Genomic DNA, 8,049 nt, shown 5'->3' with positions numbered 1-8,049 from the left:
GAGTTACAACCATTAGTTGGAATAGACATAACTAACCCAGAATCCGACCGAGGGAATTCACGTGCAAATCCACACGAAGCAGAAGTCGTTGTTGCACAAGTTCAAAAGTCACTGAACGCCGGGGTTGATGCAAATGACATTGGAGTGATCACGCCTTACACTGGTCAGAGAGACCTCGTAGAGAGTGAGCTGGTTTCTGAATTTGATGCAGACAAAGCAGAGAGCATCAAGGTACAAACCATTGACTCCTTCCAAGGAGGTCAACGGGAGGTAATCATCGTGTCCTTCACGGTGAGTAATGACCGGAACAACTCCGGATTCCTGGCGTTCCCTAATGAGGGGCCTCGTCGATTGAACGTCGCACTCACTCGTGCAAAGAAGCGACTCGTTTTGATTGGTAATTGGGAAACATTCTCGTCGGTTGCCTCCCACCGAGATTCCTCTACAAGTTGCGCTGATCTCTATCGTCGCCTCCAAGAGTATATCGATAAACAAGGAAGGATGGTCGGATAACAAACTATCCGGTGAGGATTGGTCCCAGCTGGCATTTATTTGAGCTCCTCAATCTGGAGACTCGTCGTAATCTAGATAACACCGCTGATGACGAGTAGCCCGACGACAACTAGCAGCGTCGCAACCACACTCCCGCCAGCTAAGAGTTTGTTCTCCATCGCCTTCTCATGGATCGGCATATCGGTGTACTCCTCACGGAAGGCCTCGAGATTGTCTTCGTCGTAGAAGTACTTCGTCTTCAACGCGAACCGCTCAGTTACGGCACAGCCCGTACAGACCGGTTCCTGCTTTAGCCGTTCGGTCTTGGTGTGGCTGTCGCAGGCGATCGCTCCACAGTTGGGACAGTAGGTGTACGTCTCGTCGACGCCGTTCGTCTCGCAGTGGACGCAGCGATGGATTCCGTCCTCGGCGGTCACTCTTGACGGGCCCGTCGCGTAGTATTCGTAGGGATAGGTGTACTCTTTGAGGTCGATGGTGTGCCGAACCTCGGGAAGGTACACCGGTTTGATCGACTGGACGGAGATATCCGAGCGGTTCGGCTCGCAGGTCTTGTTGTACGTGACGTTGTTGTCGCCGGTATAGGTGACCGTCGTCGTGTGGTGCTGCTGGAGTCGCTCAACGGCCCACTCCTTGTACTCGGTCTGCGTCTGGCCAAACCGGCGCTCCTTGACCTCGTCGAATACCTCGCCGAATCGATCGGTGTCCAGGTCGACCGTCGCGTGCAGGTTTTCGGTGACCAGCGTCGCGACGTCGTCGTCAGCTACCTGGGGATGTCCGCGGTCAGCGTGAACGACAAACCGCGTCCGTTCGTTGATTCGGTGGATGACGCCGACTGATGTCTCGAAGACCGCGTTGGTGTCAGCGGTGACTGCCACGACCGGCCGAAATGTCGTCTCCGAGCGTGGCGCCGGCAGGTCGGTGGCCTCAATGTTCTCAATGTCGCGGAACGCTTCCTTGACCGGTGCGTCGACGTCGGCCGCGGGATCGTAGGGACGGAGTGTTTCGTCACAGAGGATTTCGATTCGACCGTTGTAGAGGTCGAGGCCGATCTCATCGGCGATCTCCCGGAGGTCCTCGCCGTCGAGCAGCTCGATAGGATGGGGATCGACGTTCTGCTGGAGCCGTTCTGCGTACTCCTGGGCCGGGTTCGTGAACCGGCCGGTTGTGACGACCATCCCCTGCTTTGGCCCCTTGAAGTCGAACGTCGCGATGGCCGAATGTAATTTCTGCACGACCGGCCGTCCGACTGTATCCGTGTGCTTGCACTCGACGATGATTGCGCGCCGTTGTCCGTCGACGACCTCCTCCATGATGACGTCCCGGCCCTCGTCGGCGGTTCGATCGGCCTGGCGGACGTTCTCGTAGCCGAGATTTCGGAAGACGTCTTCCATCACGTCCTCGAACTCGAATCCGGAGAGGTCGTCCAGTACAGCCATTCCGTTCCAAGTGGAGTATAAGTTGCTACTACTATATACGTTGTCGAGGCAGACGGTGAAAACACGGCGACGTGACAACGGATATTGTTCACTCCTCTCACAGAGCCCCGGCGCCGTCTGGTGGAAGTTGAGACTACAGCGGGTTTAGCAGGACTGTGATGCGTGGTTTCGGGCGAATTTTCGAGGCGAAGCTGCTTCGGATCTACTCTCGATAGTCTTCTCGTGTCGTACTACCAACTAGACCGGTGAATTTCCAAGATTCCCGACAGTGTTGCCACTCAGGAATCCGGATTGTCCCGGACAGAGTATCTCTCTATCCGATTCCGGTCTCCTTCTTCAGCAGCGTGAGCGTATTGTCGGCTGTCACAATGGGTGAGTGCTCGTACTCACTAGTCAACGCGACCTGTACGAGCAAATCGACCGCTCGCCAAATCGAGTACAAGAGACACGCAAATGCGAAGTAGAAGAATCGGAGCCCGAAATTCTTCGACGTCGTCGCCGCCATAAACCGCTTTATCGACCTGTAGCCGCTCTCGATCTCCCACCGAAACCCGTACTCTGTGAGGTGACCGCTCCCGCAATTCGTCATAAACACCGAGTACTGCCGGTGGTTGTCGTGCTCAGAGTCTTCTTTCCGACGGTAGATCAGCGTCGTCTCGTGCCATTCGTTCTTGCCGAGGTGGAGCTTCCGGTCGGTCTCGTAGCGGTCTTGATCACGTCGAAGCAATCGCTTGGCCTGGGCTTTCTCGCTGGTCTGCATCCGCTTGGGAACGACGTAGGAGAGCCCGCGCTGGCTGATCATCTCCAAGATGTGCTGGCTATCGAACTCCCGATCCATCAGCACGTTATCGACGTGGACGAGGTCCTCAGCCAAATCCAGCAAGTCCTCGACGATTTCCAATCGTGTCTCCCCCTTTCGGACGGGGCGCGCGTCCAGCACAATCGGGACGGCATTCCCGACCAACTGGACCGTCGCCCACTGATAGGCGTACTCGTCGGTCTGCTCCTTTGTCCCGATGATCTCGTCTTTGTGGCCCGTTCTATCGCCGGTGAACGGGTCAGCTTCGGTAATATCGATCGCGACGATTCCAGCTCGAAAGAACTCCTCTGTTTCCGCAACTTCGTTCAGGAGCCGAGTGATGGCCTGCCGGTACATCTCCCGCACTTGGTCAATCGAGAGGTCCCGAATTTGCTCCCGATGGGCGTGGCCTAGCGGTGTCCGATCCCGAGTGGATTCATGTACGAAACTGCGAGCCCCTTCGTTCGCAGCCAGTCTCTCACGGAGTCCGAGATACGTCTGTAAGTCCCAGTAGGCGTTCTCGTGGATCTCACAGCTCTCGCCACGGTCCAGCGAGAACGCCGGAAAGACGACACGGCTGACGTGGTCAGTGAGCTTCGCTGTTTCTTCCAAAACAGTCTGTTCGTCCGGATCGGTCGCACTAGACTCGTCGTTGTGGTACTGGAGCTTCGGTTCCGGGTCACGAGGAATCGCAACACCGGCATTCTGTGCGTTGCTGAGAATCGTCCGCGCCGTCCTCTCGACCGCCCCACGGAGGTCAGCACTGAAGCGCTGGTTCCAACTGCGCCAGAGTGTCGACTGGTCGGGGACGGAGTCGAACCCGAGCGAGTGACGGGGTCCTGGGTGCTGCCGGAGATACTCGACAAGCGCGGTTTCGTGGCTCCAGCCGTGTATCTCTTTCAGCACGAACGCCCTGAAGAGCTGTGGCATCTCGTATCGAGTCGGACCAGAGTACTGGTCGTGGGAATTGAACTCCACGTAGGATAGTGGATACTGACAGACGAACCCCTCAACCGAGTTGTGAGCGCTGTGTTCGAACCAGATCCCCGAGACGGTCCGGATATCCTCTGTGAGCGCTGTCAGTGAACTTTGGTCGTACAGTGGCGTCGAGTCGTAGGCCGGCCAATCGACGTGTGGGCGTTGAGCGATTCGTCGAAAGACATCACGGCGGGAAGTGTTACTCGGGACCACTAGAACTCCATACCCCTGACTCGTGTACGGACTCATCTCCATCGAAAGATGTGTGGCACTGTCCGAAACGGGCCAATTCCAACTTTGCTGCCAGTCCTCTACTATCAGGCTGAGTCGAGACCACGAGAAGGTCAGTCACCGATTGCAGTGATAATGTGGAGGACGAGGACGATAGCAGTGACAACAGTCAGCAAGACGTGTACTCGTCGCCATCGTGAAAAGAGAGTCTCTTTGGTGACGGTCAGCACACGGCCAACGACTGACGGTGTCTCATCTCCTCGTCCAAGCCGGACGACGTGCCGATGTAGATATCGACCGTACAGGCCACTCGCCACCTCTACGCCGAGTAAGACAGCAACTGCGAGACCGAGGCCTTCCCACTCTTCGACAGCAATGAAGTGTGGCAGCGTTAGTGCTGTCCCGATGAGAACGACCCACTGGTGTGTTTGTAACTGATACCGACGGTATTGCACTGGCAGCAATCGCTTTCGCTTTACAATACTGTACCCAAGGACACCGAGGACGAGAAAGACAACGCCAGCTTCAACCACACCAATGTACGGAGCCTCATTCACTTCGCCACCAAGGCCCCACCAATCTCCAATCAGACTAGCGCCTGTCTCATCTTCGTCCGAATCCTCTGCATCTTCACCTTCCTCTTCCTTACCATCCAATTCATCCACGTCCGCAACAGGAGGGAGTGACTGTTCTGTTGCGTCGAGATTTTCCACAACTGCATGATCACCATTTACTGGTGATGCCCCCGCTTGAACAGTGCCGACTCCACTAACGACTAGCAGGAGTACAACGACCAGACTTGCTCGCTGTAAACGAGTCTGCATAGAAATACGTAGATACAACGCCGAAAAGTTCGTTCGCGTCCATCTATCGAATCCTCGTACAACCGCCGAATCATTCCGTACGCAGAGCAAACAGGGGATCACCAGTAGTGGCAGCTGCTCAATAACGAAGTCACAGACATACTCAGAATCCACCTCGCGCTCTGAACCGATTCGATAGCTGTACGAAAATTCGATGGTTGGACGCGAACGCCTTACTAAGGCTGTTTCAACCCTCTATCTGCAATGGCAGAACGCAACGACCGACACGTCGAAGATAGTGGTTCTGAACCGAGGGGTAGATAATCATGCGCGTTCCCGTCCCGAAAAACAAACTCGTCGCCTTCACGCTCGTCGGTGCGCTCCTCACAGCTGGTGTCGCCGGGGCCCTCGCGCTACCCGGTGGCGGTCTCGCGCAGGCTGGCGAGCAACCTAACTCACCAGATACGCCCGCGTCAGAATCCTTACAACAGGTTACTGCGGATGCGCCGACGCCGAATCAGGAGTTCACCCCAGCAGTCCAGACACAGTCCGGATACGAGGACGAAGAACACGAGGAGTATGAAGAAGACGACGAGGATGAAGACGACGAGGAACACGAGGACGAAGAACACGAAGAGGACGAGTGACCGAGATGATGGGATCGCTCGCATCGGTGTACGAACGATTCGGGGACACCCACCGCGAGTTCGAGTGTTGCGACACGACGTTTCGGATTCAGGCGACGGGCGTTCGGGCCAAGGCTGGGGCAACTGCGGCCCGAAAAACGGCTGAATCACTCGAAGCCCAGCTGAACGCCTTCGATGCGGCGAGTGCCGTCAGCCAGCTCAATCGTGAAGGGGAGGTAATGAACGAACACGTCGCCCGTATCGTCCGCCGTGGGCTGGAATACAACGACCGGACCGAGGGGGTGTTCGATATTCATCAGGGCCGCGTCGAACACGACCTCAAAACGTTCTTGCGTGGTGACAATGAAACGCTACCAACAGAGTTTGATGCCGGAACTGTCCAAATCAGCGGATCTCACATCACGACCGATGTCGAACTCGACCTGAATGGCCTTGCCAAAGGGTACATCGTTGATCGGGCCAGCGAAGCACTCGACGGCGTCGGCCGACGTGGGTTCGTCAGTGGTGGCGGTGACATGTCCCCACCGACGGGACCGGTCGCCATCGAGAGCCCGTACGGTGACAACACACCGCTGAAGGTCCTCGACACGGACTGGTACGTCGCAACATCCGGCGGATACCGACGGTCGCGAAACGGCACTGACCACGTCTACGATCCGACCACCGAATCGCTCGGCTCTCGCCATGAATCGGTCACCGTCGTGGCGCGCCGAGACTGTATGGAAGCCGACGCCCTGGCGACGACCCTCGCGGCACTTCCACTTGCCAAGGCACGCGAATTAGCATCAGAGTGGGAGGGTCTGGAGGCGCTCATCATCCACGATGGCGTCTTTCATACGACAGAGGGCTTTGAGACACATGTCCTGGACACATAAGCAACGAATCACCGTCGTGGCGATGGTCGTCTTAGTGGTGGCTGTCCCGGCTCTTTGGCAGATCGGTGACGTGCGTGCCGCCCAAGCGACCGAACAAAAACAAAGCGACCTCGTCGATCAGACCGTTTCGACGCGACAGGCCCCAGCCGATTACGATGGAGATGGCATCAACGACTCCGCTGACAAGTGTCCGACACGACCGGAAACGAAAAATGGGTTCCAGGACACGGACGGCTGTCCCGATGTCGTCGAAACGACAGGGGCATCGTAATGTCACAACTCGTCTGGCTCCTCGACCGAGGTGCCGCACTCGTGACGTATCCGGCGTTGTATCTGGCAGTTCTCACGGGAATCCTCTACAACACGGATTCGTTTGGAATGCTCCACGAGGCCGCTCAACGAATCCATATCGAATTATCCGTGTTCGCGATAATCGTCACGTTGCTACACGCGGGACTCGGTGTCCTTGATGCGTGGTTCGTCGTCACCGGACAGGTTCCAGCGCCGGCATACTCGATGCCGTACTTTCTCGGCGGCATCGCCGTAGGTGCGGGGGCACTGCTCATGCTTGTCGTCGCGGTGCTTGGCTTTACTGACGCAAAACGCTTCCAGCGCCCTTGGGGCCCACGCGTCGTCCACTCATTCGCGTATGCTGGGTTCGCCTTCGGGACAATTCACGCGGCCGCAATCGGGACTGATCTGACGGGACTCATCCGTCCTCTGCTGGGACCCTCAGTGGCGTTTCTCGTGTACGTGCTGCTGTTGCGTCTGTTAGTGCTTCGAGGGATTCCGTCAAACTCGACCCCGAGTTAGTAGCTGTCCCAGAGCCCCAGAATCCGGTCGACGACTTTGTCAGTGAACGAGCGCTGGTGAACCGTATAGAGGTATCTGACTTGGTCAGGATCGCTGACCTCGTAGACCACACTTCGGCCGTCGCGTTCTTTCGTGACGAGGTCAGCCTCGGCGAGCTTCGAAAGATGCCACGAGACGGTCGATTGTGCCTTGTCGAGGCGGTCGCTGAGTTCGGTTGTCGAAAGCGGACCGTCCGTGAGAAGATGTGCGAGGATGCGGCGACTGTATTCCCGGCGCAGCGCGTTCATCACTATTCGATCGGCTTCGTCGAACTCGGCAGCCGGATAGTACCGCGTGTACTTTCCGTCGTCCGAGACGTCGATCAGGTCCTTATCGGCGAGCCACCTGAGCTGGTACTGGAGCGTCCCTTGTGCGTACTCAAGATCGTCGAGGAGCGCGCGAAAGTGAATCCCGGGCGTATCGGCTATCCGCTGGTAGATCTCCCGCCGAGAGGCCAGTTCGAGATCCGGGTCCGACATTGCTCACTCCCGCGTCAAAGCGACGAAAAACGCTAAGAGGCCACCGAGGATCAGGATTGCACTCCCGTGTTCGAGCAGTTCGAGCGTGGTGTACGGGAAATACGGGAGCAGTGGATACTCGAGAAACACGATGAGTCCGTAGACGGCGAACATCGCGTACCCGACCGTGACAATCCGCATACGAACATCACGTTCCCGTCGCCATGCGAGGAAACTGAGGACGCTGAGCCCTGCAGCGAGAACGAAGATACCGAGACTGACGTATTGTTCGAGGAGTTGAGCGAGTGGCATACGTTGTATCTGTACACACAGCCGGAGCGACGTGCTCGGCGATCGATACAATTCAATCGAAGGGGGTAGCGGGGAAAACGATTGGCGTTCAACCGTCGAATCCAATCTTATGCATTGAGACGGCCAGTCTCAACTACTATAGAGA

General features: G+C 56.9%; 10 protein-coding genes. 5 read left to right on the top strand and 5 right to left on the bottom strand.

Annotated elements, in window-relative coordinates; genetic code table 11:
* Positions 1 to 513: DEAD/DEAH box helicase (locus ACERIT_RS14680; RefSeq protein WP_373675610.1), on the top strand; the 513-nt coding region annotated here is incomplete at its 5' end.
* Positions 514 to 584: 71 nt separating this feature from the next.
* On the opposite strand, the gene ACERIT_RS14675 is transcribed toward ACERIT_RS14680, so the two are convergent.
* The 3 genes from ACERIT_RS14675 to ACERIT_RS14665 form a co-directional block, all read right to left on the bottom strand.
* Positions 585 to 1,949: a restriction endonuclease gene (locus tag ACERIT_RS14675; protein ID WP_373675609.1), complete on the bottom strand. Its 1,365-nt coding sequence runs from the start codon at positions 1,947 to 1,949 to the stop codon at positions 585 to 587.
* Between the two features lie 313 nt (positions 1,950 to 2,262).
* The gene (locus ACERIT_RS14670) at positions 2,263 to 3,975 is read right to left on the bottom strand and encodes a transposase (RefSeq protein WP_373675608.1); all 1,713 of its coding nucleotides are present in this window, start codon (positions 3,973 to 3,975) and stop codon (positions 2,263 to 2,265) included.
* Positions 3,976 to 4,070: 95 nt separating this feature from the next.
* The gene (locus ACERIT_RS14665) at positions 4,071 to 4,670 is read right to left on the bottom strand and encodes a hypothetical protein (protein WP_373675607.1); all 600 of its coding nucleotides are present in this window, start codon (positions 4,668 to 4,670) and stop codon (positions 4,071 to 4,073) included.
* A 416-nt stretch (positions 4,671 to 5,086) separates the two neighbouring features.
* On the opposite strand from ACERIT_RS14665, the gene ACERIT_RS14660 reads away from it, so the two are divergent.
* The 4 genes from ACERIT_RS14660 to ACERIT_RS14645 are packed head-to-tail and all read left to right on the top strand — an operon-like array spanning position 5,087 to position 7,095.
* On the top strand, positions 5,087 to 5,407 hold the full coding sequence (locus ACERIT_RS14660) for a hypothetical protein (RefSeq protein WP_373675606.1): 321 nt from the start codon (positions 5,087 to 5,089) through the stop codon (positions 5,405 to 5,407).
* Positions 5,408 to 5,412: 5 nt separating this feature from the next.
* Positions 5,413 to 6,282: an FAD:protein FMN transferase gene (locus ACERIT_RS14655; protein ID WP_373675605.1), complete on the top strand. Its 870-nt coding sequence runs from the start codon at positions 5,413 to 5,415 to the stop codon at positions 6,280 to 6,282.
* Positions 6,266 to 6,553 (top strand): thrombospondin type 3 repeat-containing protein, encoded by a 288-nt coding sequence (locus ACERIT_RS14650; protein WP_373675604.1) that lies wholly within the window; start codon positions 6,266 to 6,268, stop codon positions 6,551 to 6,553. The genes ACERIT_RS14655 and ACERIT_RS14650 overlap by 17 nt, the downstream gene beginning before the upstream one ends.
* Positions 6,553 to 7,095: a hypothetical protein gene (locus ACERIT_RS14645; RefSeq protein WP_373675603.1), complete on the top strand. Its 543-nt coding sequence runs from the start codon at positions 6,553 to 6,555 to the stop codon at positions 7,093 to 7,095. The genes ACERIT_RS14650 and ACERIT_RS14645 overlap by 1 nt, the downstream gene beginning before the upstream one ends.
* Here ACERIT_RS14645 and ACERIT_RS14640 read toward each other — a convergent pair.
* The gene (locus ACERIT_RS14640) at positions 7,092 to 7,613 is read right to left on the bottom strand and encodes a winged helix-turn-helix transcriptional regulator (protein ID WP_373675602.1); all 522 of its coding nucleotides are present in this window, start codon (positions 7,611 to 7,613) and stop codon (positions 7,092 to 7,094) included. The genes ACERIT_RS14645 and ACERIT_RS14640 overlap by 4 nt on opposite strands.
* A gap of 3 nt (positions 7,614 to 7,616) precedes the next feature.
* Entirely contained in the window at positions 7,617 to 7,904 is a 288-nt protein-coding gene (locus tag ACERIT_RS14635; protein ID WP_373675601.1) for a hypothetical protein, read from the bottom strand.
* Positions 7,905 to 8,049 lie beyond the last annotated feature (145 nt).

This window comes from Halopenitus sp. H-Gu1, assembly GCF_041821145.1.
Lineage (GTDB): Archaea > Halobacteriota > Halobacteria > Halobacteriales > Haloferacaceae > Halopenitus.
This window is presented reverse-complemented; position numbering and strand designations above follow the sequence as displayed.

Excerpts from the sequence above, each read along its gene's own strand:
- ACERIT_RS14675 (WP_373675609.1), bottom strand. The coding sequence starts at position 1,949 with ATGGCTGTACTGGACGACCTCTCCGGATTCGAGTTCGAGGACGTGATG.
- ACERIT_RS14670 (WP_373675608.1), bottom strand. The coding sequence starts at position 3,975 with ATGAGTCCGTACACGAGTCAGGGGTATGGAGTTCTAGTGGTCCCGAGT.
- ACERIT_RS14660 (WP_373675606.1), top strand. The coding sequence starts at position 5,087 with ATGCGCGTTCCCGTCCCGAAAAACAAACTCGTCGCCTTCACGCTCGTC.
- ACERIT_RS14655 (WP_373675605.1), top strand. The coding sequence starts at position 5,413 with ATGATGGGATCGCTCGCATCGGTGTACGAACGATTCGGGGACACCCAC.
- ACERIT_RS14650 (WP_373675604.1), top strand. The coding sequence starts at position 6,266 with ATGTCCTGGACACATAAGCAACGAATCACCGTCGTGGCGATGGTCGTC.
- ACERIT_RS14645 (WP_373675603.1), top strand. The coding sequence starts at position 6,553 with ATGTCACAACTCGTCTGGCTCCTCGACCGAGGTGCCGCACTCGTGACG.
- ACERIT_RS14640 (WP_373675602.1), bottom strand. The coding sequence starts at position 7,613 with ATGTCGGACCCGGATCTCGAACTGGCCTCTCGGCGGGAGATCTACCAG.
- ACERIT_RS14635 (WP_373675601.1), bottom strand. The coding sequence starts at position 7,904 with ATGCCACTCGCTCAACTCCTCGAACAATACGTCAGTCTCGGTATCTTC.